Raw genomic sequence first — 17772 nt, 5'->3', positions numbered from 1 at the left:
AATTTTCCGTGGAACGCGCCACCCTGGAATCACACAGCGGCCCGCGACCAACGGGCCTGGCGGTGGACGCCCGGAATCACGACGTTCAGGGGCCCGAGACGGGCAGCCACCGCTCCTCAAGATCTCTAGTTGGGTCGGTGGACGCTTGCCGGCCGGAGGGAAAGCGATGGGTAGGACACTCGCGGAGAAGGTCTGGGACGACCACGTCGTCCGGCGCGCCGAGGGCGAGCCCGACCTCCTCTACATCGATCTGCACCTGCTGCACGAGGTGACCAGCCCGCAGGCCTTCGACGGGCTCCGCAAGAACGGCCGCCAGGTGCGCCGCCTCGACCTCACCATCGCGACCGAGGACCACAACACCCCGACCCTCGACATCGACAAGCCCATCGCGGACCCCGTCTCCCGCGCCCAGCTGGAGACCCTGCGCAAGAACTGCGCCGAGTTCGGGGTGCGGCTGCACCCGCTGGGCGACGTCGAGCAGGGCGTCGTCCACGTCGTCGGCCCCCAGCTGGGTCTGACCCAGCCGGGCACCACCGTCGTCTGCGGCGACTCCCACACCTCCACGCACGGCGCGTTCGGCGCGCTGGCGTTCGGCATCGGCACCTCGCAGGTCGAGCACGTGCTGGCCACCCAGACGCTGCCCCTGGCCCGCCCGAAGACCATGGCGATCACGGTCGACGGCGAGCTGCCCGAGGGCGTCACCGCCAAGGACCTGATCCTGGCGATCATCGCGAAGATCGGCACCGGCGGCGGCCAGGGCTACATCCTGGAGTACCGCGGCTCCGCCATCGAGAAGCTCTCGATGGAGGCCCGGATGACCATCTGCAACATGTCGATCGAGGCCGGCGCCCGCGCGGGCATGATCGCCCCCGACGAGACCACCTTCGCGTACCTCAAGGGCCGCCCGCACGCCCCCGAGGGCGCCGACTGGGACGCCGCGGTCGCGTACTGGAAGACGCTGCGGACCGACGAGGACGCCGTCTTCGACGCCGAGGTCGTCATCGACGCCGCCGAGCTGTCGCCGTTCGTCACATGGGGCACCAACCCCGGCCAGGGCGCGCCGCTTTCGGCGCACGTCCCCGACCCTGCTTCGTACGAAGACGCTTCGGAGCGCCTGGCCGCCGAAAAGGCCCTGGAGTACATGGGGTTGGAGGCCGGACAGCCGCTGCGGTCCATCGACGTGGACACCGTCTTCGTAGGTTCCTGCACCAACGGCCGCATCGAGGACCTGCGCGCCGCCGCCGACATCCTGCGGGGCCGCAAAGTCGCCGACGGCGTACGGATGCTGGTCGTCCCGGGCTCCGCGCGCGTGGGTCTCCAGGCCGTCTCCGAGGGCCTGGACGTGGTCTTCAAGGAGGCCGGCGCCGAATGGCGGCACGCGGGCTGCTCGATGTGCCTCGGCATGAACCCCGACCAGCTGGCCCCGGGCGAGCGCTCCGCCTCCACCTCCAACCGCAACTTCGAGGGCCGGCAGGGCAAGGGCGGTCGTACCCACCTGGTGTCGCCGCAGGTCGCGGCGGCCACCGCCGTCCTGGGCCACCTGGCCTCCCCGGCCGATCTGACCGACGACCGCACGCCCGCTGGAGTCTGAGAATCATGGAAGCCTTCACCACCCACACCGGCCGGGCCGTCCCGCTGCGCCGCAGCAACGTCGACACCGACCAGATCATCCCTGCTCACTGGCTCAAGAAGGTCACCCGGGACGGCTTCGAGGACGGGCTGTTCGAGGCCTGGCGCAAGGACCCCGAGTTCATCCTCAACCGCCCCGAGCGGCAGGGCGCCACGGTCCTGGTCGCCGGCCCCGACTTCGGCACCGGCTCCTCCCGTGAGCACGCCGTCTGGGCGTTGCAGAACTACGGCTTCAAGGCCGTGATCTCCTCCCGCTTCGCCGACATCTTCCGGGGCAACTCGCTGAAGAACGGCCTGCTCACGGTGGTCCTGGACCAGAAGATCGTGGACACGCTGTGGGAGCTGACGGAAGCGGACCCCACTGCTGAGGTCACTGTGGACCTTGAGGCGCGTGAGGTGCGCGCCGAGGGCATCACCGCCTCCTTCGAGCTGGACGAGAACTCCCGCTGGCGGCTGCTGAACGGCCTGGACGACATCTCCATCACCCTCCGCAACGAGGACGAGATCGCCGCCTACGAGGCCGGGCGGCCCGCCTACAAGCCGCGGACGCTCCCGGTCTGATCCGGCACCGACCGGGACCCGCGAAGGTCGGGTTTCGGCCACCCCAACACCTCGCCTGTACCCCCGATCGCCACGATTGGGGGTACAGCCATGTCTGCACCCGAACGGCCCTGCGGCTCTGCCCTGGTTCGCTCAACTTCCCACGTTAAGAAGGATGTTGTCCGGGTAGGTGAGTGCTGTGTTCGTGTCTTCCGCAAGTGCCTGGAAGGCCATTTGAGGCGGTAGTTGCACCCTGCGCAGGCGACAACTCGCCCCAGATGGCACAATCTGTGCATGGAACACGACGGCCAACTCCAGCTCTATACGGCGGTCGCGAACCAGCTCAAGGAAGCGCACGCAAGGGTGCGCGCACTGCAAGTCCCGGAGGGCGTACGGATGGCGCTGGCCCGGAAGCTGCTGGTCATTACGGCCGCGGCCAAGCACGATCTCGCCGACGCGGCAAGGCGGCTCGATCGGTTCACGGCGGATCTCGACGCGGGTCGGATCCCCGGAGAGGACCGCTGAACCGTCCGGGACAGCCGAGTCCGTTGCGGCACAAGGGTGATAAGCCCGTTTCGTGTTTGATTTGCGGTATATATCTGCCTAACGTGCGAAAAAGCTTGAACACTTTCGTTCTGGCGATGTCTCCGAAGGGGAAGACGTGAACAAGGCGCAGCTCGTAGAAGCGATTGCCGACAAGTTGGGTGGCCGCCAGCAGGCCGCCGACGCTGTCGATCATGTTCTGGACGCCATCGTCCGTGCGGTCGTCGGGGGCGAGCGGGTCTCCGTCACCGGCTTCGGGTCCTTCGAGAAGGTGGACCGCCCCGCCCGCTACGCGCGCAACCCGCAGACGGGCGAGCGGGTTCGGGTCAAGAAGACCTCCGTGCCGCGCTTCCGCGCCGGTCAGGGCTTCAAGGACCTGGTGAGCGGTTCGAAGAAGCTCCCGCGCGGGGGCGAGGTGGCGGTCAAGAAGGCGCCGAAGGGCAGCCTGTCCGGCCCGCCGCCCACCATCGCGAAGGCCGCCGGCAAGAAGGCCGCCGCCAAGAAGACGGCGGGCGCGGCGAAGAAGACCGCGGGCACCGCGGCGAAGAAGACGGCGGCGAAGAAGACCACCGCCGCCGCGAAGAAGACCACGGCGAAGAAGGCTCCCGCCAAGAAGACCGCGGCGACCGCCAAGACCACCGCGACGAAGACCGCCGCCAAGAAGACGACGGCCAAGAAGGCTCCGGCGAAGAAGGTCACCGCCAAGAAGGCCCCGGCGAAGAAGTCGACGGCCCGCAAGACCACCACCGCCAAGAAGACCACCGCCCGCAAGGCGACGTCGTAAGGCCGCCAGGGCATTCACGCGCCGGGCCGGACTCCCCTGGGGAGCCCGGCCCGCGGCGTGTGTAAGGACGGTCAGAGGGTTTGAAGGGTTACGAGGGTGATCCGCAGGGCGCCGCCCTCGGACTCCGTCTCGATCCGCACCCGCTGGCCCGGGCGCAGCAGCCGCAGTCCGCCCCGGTCGAACGCCGCCGCGTCGAAGGGGACCGGGGTGCCGTCGTCGAGGAGCACCTGGCCGCTGCGGGTTTCGGGGTCGTAGGTGTACGCGGTCGCCTGCATGGCGGCCAGCGTAGTGCCTGCGGCGGCCCGCCGCCGGGGGCGCCGGACGCCTGTCGGGTGCGGGCATGTTGTGGCTGGTCGGGCCCGCGCGGCGCAGCCGCACACCGATACGGCCCCGCGCCCCTTCCAGGGCGCCTCAGGGGCCCGGGATGAGGAGTCCCGCCGACGCCGCCGCCGTATGCGGGCCCACGCCCAGGGTCAGCGCCGCTCGCAGGTCCGCGGCCGTGTCGACGTCCTGGCGGACCGAATCCACCCCGGTGAGCGCGAGTTCCACCGCGCCGGAGGCCCGGTGGCGGGAACGGGAATCGACGCCGAACGCCGGCCGCAATTCACGATCGCCGGCCGCCGCCAGCAAAGTCGTGCCCAGTGCCGCCGCGTCCGCGAGAAACGCGCGCGGGAATTGCGAGGCCGCCGCCAGTACCCGGGACAGTTCCGCCGGGCGCAGGGCCGGCAGATCGGCGTTCAGGGCCGCCACCGCGGCGCCGGGACGCATCGCGCGTACGACGGCCGCGCCGTGCGCCAGCGCGGCGTTCAGGCCGCTGCCGGGCGAGTCCGGCACGATCCGCGCGCCCAGCGCCGCGAGCTCCCGGCCGGCCAGTTCGTCGTCCGTGACGACCGCCACATCCGACACCGCCGGACACGCCACCGCCGCGGCCACCGTGTCCTGCGCGAACGCCAGTGCCAGGCCCGGGCGCACCCCGTCGTCGGCGGTGTCCGCGAGCCTGCTCTTGGCCCGCGTCAGGGGCTTCAGGGGGATGACCAAGGTCCACTGCACCGGCGTACCGTCCCTCTCTCGTCGCGCTCATTGTCCCCCGCGCCATCTGGTGGCGCGGGGGGCGGGGCGTACGGTGTTCTCGACAGACCGGCGGCCCGGGGCCACACTTGTGCGGCCCCCCGCCGGGGTTGCAGCCCTAGAGGAAGGTGTCCTTGTGTCCCGCCGCAGAATCGGCTTCTGGTACCGCTTCGCCGCGGTGATCTGCAAACCGCCGCTGGTGGTTCTGATCAAGCGGGACTGGCGTGGAATGGAGCACATTCCGACCGAGGGCGGATTTATCACCGCGGTGAACCACAATTCCCACGTGGACCCCTTCGCGTACGCGCACTATCAGTACAACACCGGACGGGTCCCGCGATTCCTGGCGAAGAGCGGACTTTTCAAGAAGGGATTCGTGGGAGCCGCCATGCGCGGCACCGGGCAGATCCCCGTCTACCGCGAGTCCACGGACGCCCTCAGCGCCTTCCGGGCCGCGATCGACGCCGTGGAGCGCGGCGAGTGCGTCGCGTTCTACCCCGAGGGCACCCTCACCCGCGACCCGAACGGCTGGCCCATGACCGGCAAGACCGGCGCCGCCCGGGTCGCCCTCCAGACCAAGTGCCCGGTCATCCCCGTCGCGCAGTGGGGCGCCAACGAACTGCTGCCGCCGTACGCCAAGAAGCCGAACCTCTTCCCGCGCAAGACGCACCACGTGCTCGCGGGACCCCCCGTGGACCTCTCCCGTTTCTACGACCAGGAGATGACCCCGGAGGTGCTGAAGGAGGCCACCGAGGTCATCATGGCGGCCATCACCCGCCTGCTGGAGGAGATCCGCGGCGAGAAGGCGCCCGAGACGCCCTACGACCCGCGCCGCGAGCGGATCGAGCAGCGCCGCCGCACCCAGGCGCAGGCGCAGGGCCGGCAAGTGGAAGGGCAGACCAAGTGAGCGCACCGGCAAGGGTGGCGGTCTTCAGCGCCGGTTCGTGGGGCACCGCCTTCGGCATGGTGCTCGCCGACGCCGGCTGCGAGGTCACCCTGTGGGCCCGCCGGCCGGAGGTCGCGGAGGCGATCAACACCACCCGGATCAACCCCGACTACCTGCCGGGCGTCGAACTCCCCGAGAACGTCCGGGCCACCACCGACCCGGCCGAGGCCGCGGCCGGCGCCGACTTCACGGTCCTGTCCGTCCCCTCCCAGACCCTGCGCGCCAACCTCGCCGAGTGGGCCCCGCTGCTCGCCCCGGACACCGTCCTCGTCTCCCTGATGAAGGGCGTCGAACTCGGCTCCACCATGCGGATGAGCGAGGTCATCGAGGACGTCGCCAAGGTCGGCGCCGACCGGATCGCGGTTGTCACCGGACCCAACCTGGCCCGCGAGATCGCCGCCCGCATGCCCGCCCTGGCCGTCGTGGCCTGCACCGACGAGCGGGTCGCCCAGCGGCTCCAGGCGGCCTGCCACACGCCGTACTTCCGGCCGTACACCAACACCGACGTGGTCGGCTGCGAACTCGCCGGCGCGGTCAAGAACGTCATCGGGCTCGCGGTGGGCATCGCCGACGGCATGGGGCTCGGCGACAACGCCAAGGGCTCGCTCATCACCCGCGGCCTTGCCGAGACCACCCGGCTCGGCCTGGCGATGGGCGCCGACCCGCTGACCTTCTCCGGACTCGCGGGCCTGGGCGACCTGGTGGCCACCTGCTCCTCGCCGCTGTCCCGCAACCACACCTTCGGCACCAACCTCGGCAAGGGCATGACCCTCAAGGAGACCATCGCGGTCACCAAGCAGACCGCCGAGGGCGTCAAGTCCTGCGAGTCCGTGCTGGATCTGGCCCGCGGGCACGGTGTCGACATGCCGATCACCGAGACGGTCGTCAGCATCGTGCACGAGGGCAAGTCACCGGTCGTCGCGCTGAAGGAACTGATGGCACGCAGCGCCAAGCCCGAGAGGCACTGAGCCCGCGCCGACACGGGGCCTGACAGCTGCCGGACCCGGGCCTGTGCGGGTGCCGGTGCCAGGAGGCGCCGGGGCCGGAGGACGTCGCAGGGATGTGCCGGGGCCGGGAGATGTTGCCCGGTGATGCGGTGAGTCCGGGAGACGATGCGCCCCGCAGACGCGCCGGCGCCGGGAGACGTCGAGGCTGGGATGTGTCGGGCCAGGGAGGTGCCGGGCCTGGCGACGTCGGGGCAGGGGAGCATCGAACCCGGTAGACATCGGGGGCTTGGGGCGCGTCGGCGCGGGGAGGTGCCGGGCCGGGGCCGGAAGAGTTCGTCCGGAAAGGTGCCGAGCCCGAGAGCGGTGGGCCCCGGGGACGCCCCGGCGGCCGGGCAAGGGAGGCGTCGGCCCGTTCGGAGGCGTTGGGCACGACGGTGAGCGACCGTCCGTGCGACGCTGAGCGACGGCCCGGGAGCGCGCGCTGACTTGGGCGCTACCTACGGGTACTCTCAACGCGATATGAGCACCGAGAACCTTCCCCAGAGCCCTGAGCAGCCGCAGCGCAAGCCGCGCGTGGCCGTCGTGTTCGGCGGGCGCAGTTCCGAACACGGGATCTCCGTGGTCACCGCCGGCGCCGTCCTCAAGGCCATCGACCGGACGAAGTACGACGTCCTGCCGATCGGCATCACCGCGGACGGCCGCTGGGCGCTGACGGCCGACGAGCCGGAGCGGATGGCCATCACCGACCGCCGCACCCCCAGCGTGGCGGAGCTGGCGGAGTCGGACGAGGGCGGCGTGGTGCTCCCCGTCGACCCGGCGAACCGCGAGGTCGTCTACAGCGAGCCCGGCTCCGTGCCCAAGGCGCTCGGCGAGGTCGACGTGGTCTTCCCGGTGCTCCACGGCCCCTACGGCGAGGACGGCACCCTCCAGGGCCTGCTGGAGCTGTCCGGAGTGCCCTACGTGGGCTCCGGCGTGCTCGCCTCGGCCGTCGGCCAGGACAAGGAGTACATGAAGCGGATCTTCACCTCCTACGGGCTCAAGGTCGGCCCGTACCTGGTGATCCGGCCCCGCGAGTGGGCCCGGGACGAGTCCGCCGCCCGCAAGAAGATCATCGACTTCGCCGGCGAGCACGGCTGGCCGCTGTTCGTGAAGCCCGCGCGCGCGGGCTCGTCCATCGGCATCACCAAGGTCGACGACCTGTCCGGCCTGGACGAGGCGATCGCCGAGGCGCAGGCCCACGACCCGAAGATCCTGGTCGAGGCGGCCGTACGCGGCCGTGAGATCGAGTGCGGCGTCCTGGAGTTCGAGGACGGCCCGCGCGCCTCCGTCCCGGCCGAGATCCCGCCGCCGGACGCGCACGCGTACTACGACTTCGAGGCCAAGTACATCGACTCCACGCCCGGCGTCGTCCCGGCCCCGCTCACCGAGGAGCAGACCGCCGAGGTGCGCCGGCTCGCCGTCGAGGCGTTCGAGGCGACCTCCTGCGAGGGCCTGGTCCGCGCGGACTTCTTCCTCACCGAGGACGGCGAGTTCGTGATCAACGAGATCAACACGATGCCCGGCTTCACGCCGATCTCGATGTACCCGCAGATGTGGCAGGCGAGCGGGATCAGCTACCCCGAGCTGGTGGACCGCCTGGTGCAGGCGGCGCTGCGCCGCCCGACGGGGCTCCGCTGACCCCGTCGAGTCTCATCCGCGCATGGAGGCGATCCCCTTCGGGATCGCCTTCTTCACGGCCGGCGCCAGGTCCGTCATCACCTGGGCGCTGTCGTCCGGCCCGGACAGCTTCTCAGGCAGGGTCACCTGCACGTACGCCCGGCGATTGGACGTGGTGAACCGCCAGGTGCCGTCGCCCTGCTTCTCCATCAGCCAGTCGACGCCGTTCACCCCGCCGCTGATCGCGTTCGGGTCGTCGCCCTGCGCCACCTTGGCATCGATCATCTTCGGCGGCCGGACGACGCCGCAGCGCAGTATGATCGCCGGGCTTCCCCAGCCCGCCGTGTAGGCGGACCGGGGCTCGGGGTCGGCGCGGGTCCGCCCGTCCACCGTCCGCGGCAGGACCTTGTCCAGGTCCCGGCAGAGCGGGGCGGTCCGCGCGTCTGGGGTGGGAACCGCCACGGTGCCGCTGTCGTCTGCCGTGGAACAGCCCGCGACCGCGATGAGCAGGGTGGGCGCGAGCAGGGCGAGGGGCCGGTGACGGAAGATGTTCACCGGCCAAGCGTAGACGGGGGCTACAGATGCACCACCGGACAGGTCAGGGTGCGCGTGATGCCGTCCACTTGCTGGACCTTGGCGACCACCATGCGACCGAGATCGTCGACCGTCTCGGCCTGGGCGCGCACGATGACGTCGTACGGCCCCGTCACGTCCTCGGCCTGGATCACTCCGGGGATCTTGCTGATCGTCTCGGCGACGGTCGACGCCTTGCCGACCTCCGTCTGGATCAGGATGTACGCCTGTACCACGGAACCTCCAGGGCGGCCACGAGGATCATGTGGGGAAAAGGAACGCCACGGTATCGCGTCGCCGCTCCCCGAGGGGAGACCTGCGGGAACCGGGCTTGCGCGCCAGGGTGCAGGCACGACGGAAGTTGACGGTCACCTCGACCGTATCGGGGACACTGGTGACGCGCGACCGGGCGTGGCAAGGCACAGAAGGGGCTTGAGGCAATGAAGGGCACAGTGGGTGAGCTAGGTGAGTTCGGGCTCATCCGGGAGCTGACCTCCCGTCTCACCACCACCCCGGTGGTCCGGGTCGGCCCCGGCGACGACGCCGCGGTGGTCGCCGCGCCCGACCGGCGGGTGGTGGCGAGCACCGACATCCTGCTGGAGGGCCGGCACTTCCGCCGCGACTGGTCCACGGCCTACGACGTCGGCCGCAAGGCCGCCGCGCAGAACCTCGCGGACATCGCCGCCATGGGCGCCGTGCCGACCGCGCTGCTGCTCGGCCTGGTCGTCCCCGCGGAGCTGCCGGTCACCTGGCCGACCGAGCTGATGGACGGCCTGCGCGACGAGTGCCAGGTCGCCGGCGCCTCCGTGGTCGGCGGGGACGTCGTACGCGGCGACACGATCATGGTGTCGATCACCGCGCTCGGCGATCTGCGCAACCAGGAGCCCGTCACGCGCGCGGGTGCCCAGCCCGGCGACATCGTGGCCGTCACCGGCTGGCTGGGCTGGTCCGCGGCCGGGTACGCGGTGCTCGTCCGCGGTTTCCGCTCGCCCCGCGCCTTCGTGGAGGCCCACCGGCGCCCCGAGCCGCCGTACCACGCGGGGCCGGCCGCCGCCGCGCTCGGCGCCACCGCGATGTGCGACGTCAGCGACGGTCTGATCGCCGACCTCGGGCACATCGCCGAGGCCAGCAAGGTCCGCATCGACATCCGCTCCGGCGCGATCGACATCCCGACGCAGATGAACGACATCGGACAGGCCGTCGGCGTGGACCCGCTCCAGTGGGTGCTGACCGGGGGAGAGGACCACGCGATCGTGGCCACCTTCCCGCCGGACGCCAAGCTCCCGGCCCGCTGGAAGGTCATCGGCGAGGTCCTCAACCCCTCCGCGCTGCCCCAGGTGACCGTCGACGGGGCGCCCTGGACCAGCAAGGGCGGCTGGGACCACTTCGGGGACATCGAGTCATGATCCCCCGGGTGCTCACGGTGGCCGGCTCGGACTCCGGCGGCGGCGCCGGCATCCAGGCCGACCTGAAGACGATGCTCGCGCTCGGCGTGCACGGCATGAGCGTGCTCACCGCCGTCACCGCGCAGAACTCCGTGGGGGTGCAGGGTGCCTGGGAGCTGCCCGTGGAGGCGGTCCGGGCCCAGTACCGCAGCGTCGTGGACGACATCGGCGTCCAGGCCGTGAAGACCGGCATGCTGGCCTCCGCCGAACTGGTCGAGGCGGTCGCCGAATTGATCTCCGGCACGGACGCACCGGCCGTGGTGGACCCGGTCGGCGTCTCCAAGCACGGCGACCCGCTGCTGGCCGCCTCCGCCCTGGACTCCGTACGGACGAAGCTGCTGCCGGTGGCGACCGTGGCCACCCCGAACCTGGACGAGGTGGCCCAACTCACCGGCGTCCGCGTCCAGTCGGAGGACGATCTGCGACGGGCCGCCGCGGCCGTGCTGGAGTTCGGGCCGCGCTGGGTGCTGGTCAAGGGCGGACACCTGGCGGGCGACGCCGTGGACCTGCTCACCGACGGCTCCGAGGTCCACCTGCTGCGGGCGCCCCGGCACGACAACCGGCACACCCACGGCACCGGCTGCACCCTCGCCTCCGCCATCGCCTGCGGCCTGGCCCAGGGACAGCCCGTGCCGGAGGCGGTCGCGGCGGCCAAGGAGTACGTCACCGGGGCCATCGCCGCCGGGTTCGCCCTCGGCGCCGGGATCGGGCCCGTGGACCACGGGTGGGCGCTCAGGCGGGACACCCCCTGAGCACCAGGCGGGGCACTCGCCCTAGTCGGGCGGGGTAGTCGCCGAGGTCAGGCGGGGTAGTCCCGGAGCTCGATCGCGGTCGCCGCCCTCTCCGTCAGCCGCTTGAAGAAGCCGGCCAGCGGCCGGGAGCCGAGCAGCCGGTACATCCGGTCCCGGCTGCGGATGCGCCGCTCGGTGGCCGGGGCGAAGAACGGCCCCGCGTTGCCGGAGATCTTCTGGCAGCCCCTGGCGAAGTCCCGGACGCGGCTCTCGTAGGCGGCCAGCGCGACCCGGTGATCGCCGCCCGCCAGGGCCAGCTCACCGGCGAGGACATAAGCGCCGACGATCGCCACACCCGTGCCCATGCCGCCCATCGTCGCCCCGTACCCGGCGTCCCCGAGCAGCGCCACCCGGCCCTGGACGAGACGGTCGACGTGGATCTGGGCGATGGCGTCGAAGTACAGGTCGTCCGCCTCCGCGAGGCCCTTCAGCACGGCCGGCGTCTCCCAGCCCATCCCGGCGAACCGCTCGGCGAGGATCCGCTTCTGCGCCGCGACGTCCCGGCGGTCGTACGCCAGCCGCTCGGACCGGAAGACCAGCAGGGCGCCGGCGCGCTCCGGGTCGCCGTCGTAGTTGGCGAGGCCGACACAGCGGCCGGGCTCGCTGTAGAGGCGGCCGGTGCGGTTCAGGCCCAGGTGGTTGGGGAGGGTGAAGCCGGCCACGTAGTGGTCGAGGAAGCGCAGGTAGCGGGATTCGTCGCCGAAGACCAGGCGGCGGGTGTTCGAGTGCAGGCCGTCGGCACCGACGACGAGGTCGAAGCGGCGGGGCGCGCCCCGCTCGAACGCGGCCTCGACACCCCGCGGGGTGTCGGCCAGCGCCGTGACGGAGTCGCCGAAGACGTACTCCACCGAGTCCTTCGTCCGCTCGTACATGATGCGGGCCAGGTCACCGCGGAAGATCTCCACATCGCCGCTCATCATCTCCGCGGGCAGGTCCACGCGCGGGGTGCCGTCGGCGGAGACGACGCTCTGGGGGCCCATGCGGGTCTGGTGGGCGTGGATGTCGTCCCAGATGCCCATCGCGGTGAGCACCGTACGGTGCACGTGCCCCCGGAAGTCGACGGCGAAGCCGCCGGCGCGCAGGGCGGGCGCCCTCTCCACGACCGTCACCCGGGCGCCGTAGCGGGCCAGGTTCAGGGCGAGGGCGGGGCCGGCGACGCTGGCGCCGGAGATCAGGACGGACAGGTGGCCGAGGTGGTGTGTCTGCGTCATGCCGGCCACGGTCCGGGGCCCCGCTCACCGTGCCCTTACCGTTCGCTGACCGCCGCCGACCGCAGGTGCCGGCCCCGCTCGTAGGCCCAGGCGTAGACCTCGGGCGACAGGCACGCGCGCGTGTGCTCCGTCGTCCGCGCCCCCTCGGGGTCCCCGGGCAGGGGCGCGCCGCGCAGACCCGCGGCGGCGCCGAGGAGTTCGGCCGCCCGCTCCGGGCGCGGGGCGACGGCGGCGAGCGCGTCGGCGACATCGGCGAGCAGGAGCCGGTCGGACGACTCCAGGGCCTGCGCGCGGGCCTGGGCCAGCCAGTCCCGGGCGGACTCCGTGTTCCCCTCGGCGGCGGCGGTACGGCCCAGCCCGATGAGGATCCGCGCCGTCTCGCCCACGCTGAACCACGTGGCCGCGCAGGCCTCCAGGGCGTTCTCGTAGTGCACGCGTGCGCGTGCCGTGTCGCCGCCCCGCCGGGCCGCGTCCCCCAGCCCGCGCAGCGCACCGGCCACCTTGTCGCTCGCCCCGGCGGTACGGGCCAGATCACCGGAGCGCGTGAAGTGCGCGACGGCCTCCTCCGGGGCGCCCTGGGCGAGCAGCACCACCGCGCGCGTGCGCAGCAGATCGGCGGTCTCCTCCGGCGCGTCCAGCTCCCGGACGTGCACCAGTCCCTCGTCCAGCAGGGCCAGCGCCCTTCCGTACGCGCCCCGGCCGTACGCGAACGTGCCGAGCGGGTCGAGGCAGTTGGCCATGCCCCAGCGGTCGCCCGTCCCCCGGAACCCCTTCCACGCGCGCGTGAAGCCCGCTTCCGCGTCGGCGGCCCGCCCCGCGAACAGCGCCTGGTAGGCGAGGCCGAGATCCAGCAGGGCCAGACCCCACGGCTCCCGGTCCAGCTGCACGCGCACGCGTTCGTCCACGCTCAGCTGGGGGCCGCCCGTGAGGGACCAGAGGATCACCGTGAACGGCAGCCGCAGCGGGCCGTCCAAGGAGGCCATGAGGGTGGCCGCGCGGGCGATCAGACCGGGGTCCGCCGGGTCGTCACCGCGCCCGGAGACCGCGTTCATCACACACAGCGCGTACTCCTCGGCCAGGCCGGGCGGCGGCTCCTCGCCCACCGCCGCGAGCAGGGCCCGGGCACCCGGCACGCGGTCGCCGTGCAGGCCGCGCAGCCGCCGGAACCAGGTCAGCGCGGCCGTCAGCCGCAGCGCGTCCCGCGGGGCCGCCTCGGTCAGGTACCGCAGGGCCGCGTCGAGATTGCCCTGCTCGGCGGCCAGCCGCCCCAGCCAGGGCAGTTGCCCGCCACCGCGCAGGAGCGGCTCGGCGTGCTCGGCCAGCCGCAGGAAGTAGGCGGCGTGGGCGGCGCGCAGCCGCCGGGCGTCGGCGGACGGTTCGCCGGGGGTGGTGCTCGGTTGTCGGGGGCCGCCGGGGGTGGTGCTCGGTTGCCGGGAGTTGGTGCGGGTGGTGCCCGGCTGGCGGGAGTCGGCGGGAGTGGCGTCCGGCTGTCGGGGCCGGGCAGGCGTGGCGTCCGGCTGTCCGGGGCCCGTGAGTGACTCGGCGGCGAAGGCGCGGATCGTCTCCAGCATCCGGTAGCGCCCGTCGGACACCTCCAGGAACGACTTCTCGACCAGGGACGCCAGCGCATCCTCCGGGTACGGCACCCCGCAGACGGCCGCCACGGCGTCCAGCGTGGCCCCGCCCGCGAAGACGGTCAGCCTGCTCGCCAGGTCCCGTTCCGCCGCGTCCAGCAGCTCCCAGCTCCACTCCACCACCGCGCGCAGCGTGCGGTGCCGGGGCGCCTTGGCCCGGTCCCCGCGCGCGAGCACCCGGAACCGGTCGTGCAGCCGGTCCGCCAGTTCGTCCACCGAGAGGGTGCGCAGCCGGGCCGCCGCCAGTTCGATCGCCAGCGGCAGCCCGTCCAGCGCCCGGCAGATCTCCGCCACGCGCGCGTGGCCGTCGAAATCGGGCCGCACCGCCCGCGCGCGGTCCAGCAGCAGCCGTACGGCCGGCTTCTCGGGCAGCGGCGGCACCGGCACCAGCACCTCGCCCGTGATGCCCAGCGACTCCCGGCCGGTCGCCAGGACGCGGACCTGGGGGCAGGCGCCGAGGAGCAGCGCGGTCGTACGGGCGGTGGACTCGACCAGGTGCTCGCAGTTGTCGAGCACCAGCAGCACCTCACGGTCCGCCAGCGCCGCCAGCAGCCGGTCCAGGGCGTCCGTGGCGGGGCTGCGGAAGCCGTCCCGCACCCCGAGCGCCGCCAGCACCGCGTACGGGATCCGGGCCCCGTCGGTGAGGGGCGCGAGTTCCACCAGGCAGACGTCTCGGGCGTCGGCGGGGCGGGAGTCCGCGCCGGTGGCGGACCGCGTCGCGTTCCCGCCGGCCCGGACGCGGGCCGCCTCCAGGGCGAGCCGGGTCTTGCCGACGCCGCCGGGGCCCGTCAGCGTCACCAGGCGGGAGTCGATGAGGGCGCGGTCGATCCGGGCCAGTTCCGGTTCGCGGCCCACGAAGCGGGTGAGCTGGGCCGGCAGACGCGGGCGGGCCGGGGTCCGCGACCCGTCCCGGAGCAGGTGGAGGTGGAGCGCGGACAGGGCGGGCGACGGGTCGGCGCCCAGCTCGTCGGCGAGGCTGCGCCGCGCCTCCTCGAACACCGCGAGCGCCTCGGCGGACCGCCCGGCCGCGTGCAGGGCCCGCATCAGCTGCCCGTACAGCCGTTCGTCCAGCGGACGCTCCCGGAGCAGCGCCCGCAACTCGGGCACCAGCTCCGGCCCGCCCCCGAGACCCAGCTCCGCGTCGGTCCGGTCCTGGACGACGGCCAGCCGCAGCTCCTCCAGCCGTGCCCGGTCGGCGTGCGCGTCCGGCAGGTCGGGCAGCGCCGGCCCGCGCCACAGCGCGAGGGCGTCCCGCAGAAGGGCCGCCGCCCGCTGATGATCGCCGGCGGTGAGCGCCGTACGGCCCTCGGCGGCCAGGCGCGCGAAACGGTGGACGTCGACCGTGTCCGGGGCGACGGCGAGGGCGTAGCCGGCGGGGCCGGCGTCGACGCCGGCGTGCGGCGCGAGACGCCGGCGTGCGGCGCGAGACGCCGGCGCAGGCGGGAGATCTGGGACTGGAGCGCGCCCAGGGCCCCGGCGGGCGGCTCGGCGCCGTACAGGCCGTCCAGCAGGCGCTCCACGGACACCGCGCGGCCGGCGTCGAGCAGCAGCAGCGTGAGCAGGGCGCGGGGCCGGGGGCCGCCGGGGTCGAGGGGAGTGCCGTCGTCGGTGCGGATCTCGACCGGGCCCAGGATGCCGAAGCGCATTCCGTGGATTCTGGCAGGCGGCGGCCGTTCATGGGCACGGCTCATGGGTACGGCAAAAAGCCGGCCCACCCGGGGGTGGACCGGCTCAGTGCAGCGAACCAGGCAGTGGCCGCGCGCTCAGCTGTAGCGTCAGCGCGAGACCTTGCCGGCCTTGATGCACGAGGTGCAAGCGTTCACGCGCTTCGGCGTCCCGCCGACCACGGTACGCACACGCTGGATGTTCGGGTTCCAGCGGCGGGACGTACGGCGGTGCGAGTGCGAGATGTTGTTGCCGAAGCCCGGCCCCTTGCCGCAGACGTCGCAGTTGGCAGCCACGGGTCACTCCAAAGACTTCAGATGCACTTACGGTTGATCCCGGCATGCCGGGAATCGAGATCCTATAAGACCTGAATCTTGAGTGGCGCTGCCAGGGGAATGGCCCGATCGGATCGGGCAACCGGAGCAGCATACAACGACTGCGCCCGTACAACGAAACTACCATGGCAGCTCAGACCCCCGTCCCCGGCCCTCTTCCGGAGGACGCCGGTCCGGGGTCTACGCTGCGTCCCACGTCAAGCCAGCTCAGGGAGGCGCAGGTGACGCAGGTACCGCAGACATTCCTCGATGCTCTCGCGGTGCGCACCTGGTGCGGTCTGGCGCTCCGGGCCCTGGGCAGGGCCCGTGAGGAGATCGATGCCATCAACGTCTATCCGGTGGCGGACGGCGACACCGGGACCAATCTGTACCTGACCCTGGAGTCGGCGGCGACGGCCGTGGAGGCGGTGTTCGCCGGGTACGGGACCGGCTCCGGGGAGCCCGCGCTGGCGGACGCCGTCCGGGCCATGGCCCACGGGGCGCTGATCGGGGCCCGGGGCAACTCGGGGACGATCCTCGCGCAGCTCCTGCGCGGGATGGCACAGGTGCTCGCGGACGACGGTGACGCCCCTCACATCGACGGCCCGGGGCTGCGGCTGGCCCTGCGCCGGGCCGCGGACTCCGCCCGGCAGGCCGTCGCCCGCCCCGTCGAGGGCACGGTGCTCACGGTCGCCTCGGCCGCCGCCGACGCCGCCGAGCGGGCCGACGGCGACTGCCGGACGGTCGCGCGGGCCGCCTACGAGGGAGCGCGGACGGCCCTCGCGGCGACCCCGGGCCAGCTCGCCGTGCTGGAGCGGGCCGGCGTGGTCGACGCGGGCGGCCGGGGGCTGGTGGCGGTGCTGGGGGCACTGGTGGAGGCGTTCACGGGGGAGGCGGTACGGGAGCCGCCGGCACGTGAGCTTCCGGTACGTGAACCCGCGGCACGTGAGCTTCCGGTACGCGAGTCCCTGCTGCGGGAGATCCCGCGGCCCCAGGGGGCCGGGTCCGTACCCGCACCCGTTCCCGATGGCGACGCGCCCGCGCACGCGCGCGTGGCGGCCACCGAGCGATGCGCCGACGCGGCCGGACCCGGCGGACCGGCCTTCGAGGTGATCTACCTCCTGGAGGCCGACGACGCGGCCGTGGCCCGGCTGCGCGCGCGGCTCGACGCCCTCGGGGACTCCCTGGTCGTGGTCGGCGGCGACGGGCTGTGGAACGTCCATGTGCACGTCGACGACGCCGGCGCCGCCGTGGAGGCCGGCGTGGAGGCCGGGCGGCCCTACCGGATCCGGATCACCCACTTCGGACTCGGCGATGTGCACACCGGCCGCGAGCGCCCGCCGCGCGAGCGTGCCCAGCGGGCGGTCGTCGCCGTGGTACCGGGCGAGGGGCTCGCCGGACTGTACGCCGAGTCGGGCGCGACCACCGTCCTCGCGCGCCCCGGCGAGCCGCCCGCCAGCGGGGAGCTGGTGCAGGCGGTACGGCGGGCCCACGCGCGGGAGGTCGTGCTGCTGCCCAACGACGCCGACCTGCACCACACGGCCGCCGCCGCAGCCGAACAGGCCCGCACCGAGGGCATCCGCGTGGCCCTGATCCCGACCCGCTCGGCGGTCCAGGGCATCGCCGCGCTCGCCGTGCACGAGCCGGGGCGCCGGTTCGACGAGGACGTCGTCCAGATGACCTCGGCGGCGGGCGCCACCCGGTACGCCGAAGTCGTCGTCGCCGAGCGCCAGTCCTGGACGACGGCCGGCATCTGCCAGGCCGGGGACGTGCTCGGCCTGATCGACGGCGATGTCGCGGTGATCGGCGCGGACGTCACCGCCACCGCCCGCACCCTCCTGGACCGCATGCTCCAGGCCGGCGGCGAACTGGTCACGCTCGTCGTCGGCGACGAGGCGCCCGAGACCGTCGCCGCGCAGCTGGAGGCACGCGTACGGGAGTCCTACCTGGCCGTGGACACGGTGGTGTACCGGGGCGGCCGGCAGGGGGCGCTGCTGCTCATCGGCGTGGAGTGACGGTGGGGACG

Annotated in this window: 16 protein-coding genes and 1 pseudogene; 10 read left to right on the top strand and 7 right to left on the bottom strand. The window is 73.0% G+C overall.

Annotation, left to right across the window (positions count from 1 at the left end; all coding sequences use genetic code 11):
• Positions 1-166 precede the first annotated feature (166 nt).
• The 4 genes from leuC to AQJ11_RS21925 all read left to right on the top strand — a co-directional run bounded on the left by leuC (position 167) and on the right by AQJ11_RS21925 (position 3496).
• Positions 167-1591, top strand: coding sequence for a 3-isopropylmalate dehydratase large subunit (gene leuC, locus AQJ11_RS21940; RefSeq protein ID WP_014675222.1), 1425 nt, complete (start codon positions 167-169; stop codon positions 1589-1591).
• 5 nt (positions 1592-1596) lie between these two features.
• Positions 1597-2190 (top strand): 3-isopropylmalate dehydratase small subunit, encoded by a 594-nt coding sequence (leuD, locus tag AQJ11_RS21935; protein ID WP_058082025.1) that lies wholly within the window; start codon positions 1597-1599, stop codon positions 2188-2190.
• 273 nt (positions 2191-2463) lie between these two features.
• Positions 2464-2694, top strand: a complete 231-nt coding sequence (locus AQJ11_RS21930) for an SCO5555 family protein (RefSeq protein WP_014675224.1) — start codon at positions 2464-2466, stop codon at positions 2692-2694.
• Positions 2695-2830: 136 nt separating this feature from the next.
• Positions 2831-3496 (top strand): HU family DNA-binding protein, encoded by a 666-nt coding sequence (locus AQJ11_RS21925; RefSeq protein WP_058082026.1) that lies wholly within the window; start codon positions 2831-2833, stop codon positions 3494-3496.
• A 71-nt stretch (positions 3497-3567) separates the two neighbouring features.
• Here the strand turns inward: AQJ11_RS21925 and AQJ11_RS21920 are convergent, their stop codons facing one another.
• Positions 3568-3771: a hypothetical protein gene (locus tag AQJ11_RS21920; protein ID WP_014675226.1), complete on the bottom strand. Its 204-nt coding sequence runs from the start codon at positions 3769-3771 to the stop codon at positions 3568-3570.
• 136 nt (positions 3772-3907) lie between these two features.
• Positions 3908-4546 carry a 2-phospho-L-lactate guanylyltransferase gene (gene cofC / locus AQJ11_RS21915; protein WP_059264113.1) on the bottom strand — a complete coding sequence of 213 codons (639 nt, stop codon included), beginning with the start codon at positions 4544-4546 and terminating at the stop codon, positions 3908-3910.
• A gap of 154 nt (positions 4547-4700) precedes the next feature.
• Here cofC and AQJ11_RS21910 point away from each other — a divergent pair, with 154 nt between their 5' ends.
• The 3 genes from AQJ11_RS21910 to AQJ11_RS21900 all read left to right on the top strand — a co-directional run bounded on the left by AQJ11_RS21910 (position 4701) and on the right by AQJ11_RS21900 (position 8134).
• The gene (locus AQJ11_RS21910; RefSeq protein ID WP_014675228.1) at positions 4701-5471 is read left to right on the top strand and encodes a lysophospholipid acyltransferase family protein; all 771 of its coding nucleotides are present in this window, start codon (positions 4701-4703) and stop codon (positions 5469-5471) included.
• Entirely contained in the window at positions 5468-6478 is a 1011-nt protein-coding gene (locus AQJ11_RS21905; RefSeq protein ID WP_058082028.1) for an NAD(P)H-dependent glycerol-3-phosphate dehydrogenase, read from the top strand. Before AQJ11_RS21910 ends, AQJ11_RS21905 begins: the two co-directional genes overlap by 4 nt.
• Positions 6479-6976: 498 nt before the next feature.
• Positions 6977-8134: a D-alanine--D-alanine ligase family protein gene (locus tag AQJ11_RS21900; RefSeq protein WP_059264112.1), complete on the top strand. Its 1158-nt coding sequence runs from the start codon at positions 6977-6979 to the stop codon at positions 8132-8134.
• A 12-nt stretch (positions 8135-8146) separates the two neighbouring features.
• On the opposite strand, the gene AQJ11_RS21895 is transcribed toward AQJ11_RS21900, so the two are convergent.
• Positions 8147-8668, bottom strand: a complete 522-nt coding sequence (locus AQJ11_RS21895; protein WP_059264111.1) for a DUF3515 domain-containing protein — start codon at positions 8666-8668, stop codon at positions 8147-8149.
• Positions 8669-8688: 20 nt separating this feature from the next.
• Positions 8689-8922 (bottom strand): Lrp/AsnC family transcriptional regulator, encoded by a 234-nt coding sequence (locus AQJ11_RS21890; protein ID WP_014675232.1) that lies wholly within the window; start codon positions 8920-8922, stop codon positions 8689-8691.
• A 204-nt stretch (positions 8923-9126) separates the two neighbouring features.
• Between AQJ11_RS21890 and AQJ11_RS21885 the strand changes: the two genes are divergently transcribed.
• Positions 9127-10092 carry a thiamine-phosphate kinase gene (locus AQJ11_RS21885; RefSeq protein ID WP_059264110.1) on the top strand — a complete coding sequence of 322 codons (966 nt, stop codon included), beginning with the start codon at positions 9127-9129 and terminating at the stop codon, positions 10090-10092.
• Positions 10089-10883 carry a bifunctional hydroxymethylpyrimidine kinase/phosphomethylpyrimidine kinase gene (gene thiD, locus AQJ11_RS21880; RefSeq protein WP_014675234.1) on the top strand — a complete coding sequence of 265 codons (795 nt, stop codon included), beginning with the start codon at positions 10089-10091 and terminating at the stop codon, positions 10881-10883. Before AQJ11_RS21885 ends, thiD begins: the two co-directional genes overlap by 4 nt.
• Before the next feature lie 47 nt (positions 10884-10930).
• On the opposite strand, the gene AQJ11_RS21875 is transcribed toward thiD, so the two are convergent.
• From AQJ11_RS21875 to rpmB, 3 genes and pseudogenes are all read right to left on the bottom strand, one after another.
• A complete protein-coding gene (locus tag AQJ11_RS21875; protein WP_059264109.1) occupies positions 10931-12133 on the bottom strand; it encodes an FAD-dependent monooxygenase in 1203 nt (400 codons plus the stop codon).
• Positions 12134-12168: 35 nt separating this feature from the next.
• Positions 12169-15413, bottom strand: a pseudogene (locus AQJ11_RS21870) (AfsR/SARP family transcriptional regulator).
• Between the two features lie 129 nt (positions 15414-15542).
• Positions 15543-15728, bottom strand: coding sequence for a 50S ribosomal protein L28 (gene rpmB, locus AQJ11_RS21865; protein ID WP_003993230.1), 186 nt, complete (start codon positions 15726-15728; stop codon positions 15543-15545).
• 260 nt (positions 15729-15988) lie between these two features.
• On the opposite strand from rpmB, the gene AQJ11_RS21860 reads away from it, so the two are divergent.
• Positions 15989-17761, top strand: a complete 1773-nt coding sequence (locus AQJ11_RS21860) for a DAK2 domain-containing protein (RefSeq protein WP_059264108.1) — start codon at positions 15989-15991, stop codon at positions 17759-17761.
• Positions 17762-17772 lie beyond the last annotated feature (11 nt).

The organism is Streptomyces corchorusii (assembly GCF_001514055.1).
Lineage (GTDB): Bacteria > Actinomycetota > Actinomycetes > Streptomycetales > Streptomycetaceae > Streptomyces > Streptomyces olivaceoviridis.
This window is presented reverse-complemented; position numbering and strand designations above follow the sequence as displayed.

Excerpts from the sequence above, each read along its gene's own strand:
- AQJ11_RS21885 (WP_059264110.1), top strand. The coding sequence starts at position 9,127 with ATGAAGGGCACAGTGGGTGAGCTAGGTGAGTTCGGGCTCATCCGGGAG.
- AQJ11_RS21930 (WP_014675224.1), top strand. The coding sequence starts at position 2,464 with ATGGAACACGACGGCCAACTCCAGCTCTATACGGCGGTCGCGAACCAG.
- AQJ11_RS21875 (WP_059264109.1), bottom strand. The coding sequence starts at position 12,133 with ATGACGCAGACACACCACCTCGGCCACCTGTCCGTCCTGATCTCCGGC.
- AQJ11_RS21920 (WP_014675226.1), bottom strand. The coding sequence starts at position 3,771 with ATGCAGGCGACCGCGTACACCTACGACCCCGAAACCCGCAGCGGCCAG.
- thiD (WP_014675234.1), top strand. The coding sequence starts at position 10,089 with ATGATCCCCCGGGTGCTCACGGTGGCCGGCTCGGACTCCGGCGGCGGC.
- AQJ11_RS21900 (WP_059264112.1), top strand. The coding sequence starts at position 6,977 with ATGAGCACCGAGAACCTTCCCCAGAGCCCTGAGCAGCCGCAGCGCAAG.
- leuC (WP_014675222.1), top strand. The coding sequence starts at position 167 with ATGGGTAGGACACTCGCGGAGAAGGTCTGGGACGACCACGTCGTCCGG.
- leuD (WP_058082025.1), top strand. The coding sequence starts at position 1,597 with ATGGAAGCCTTCACCACCCACACCGGCCGGGCCGTCCCGCTGCGCCGC.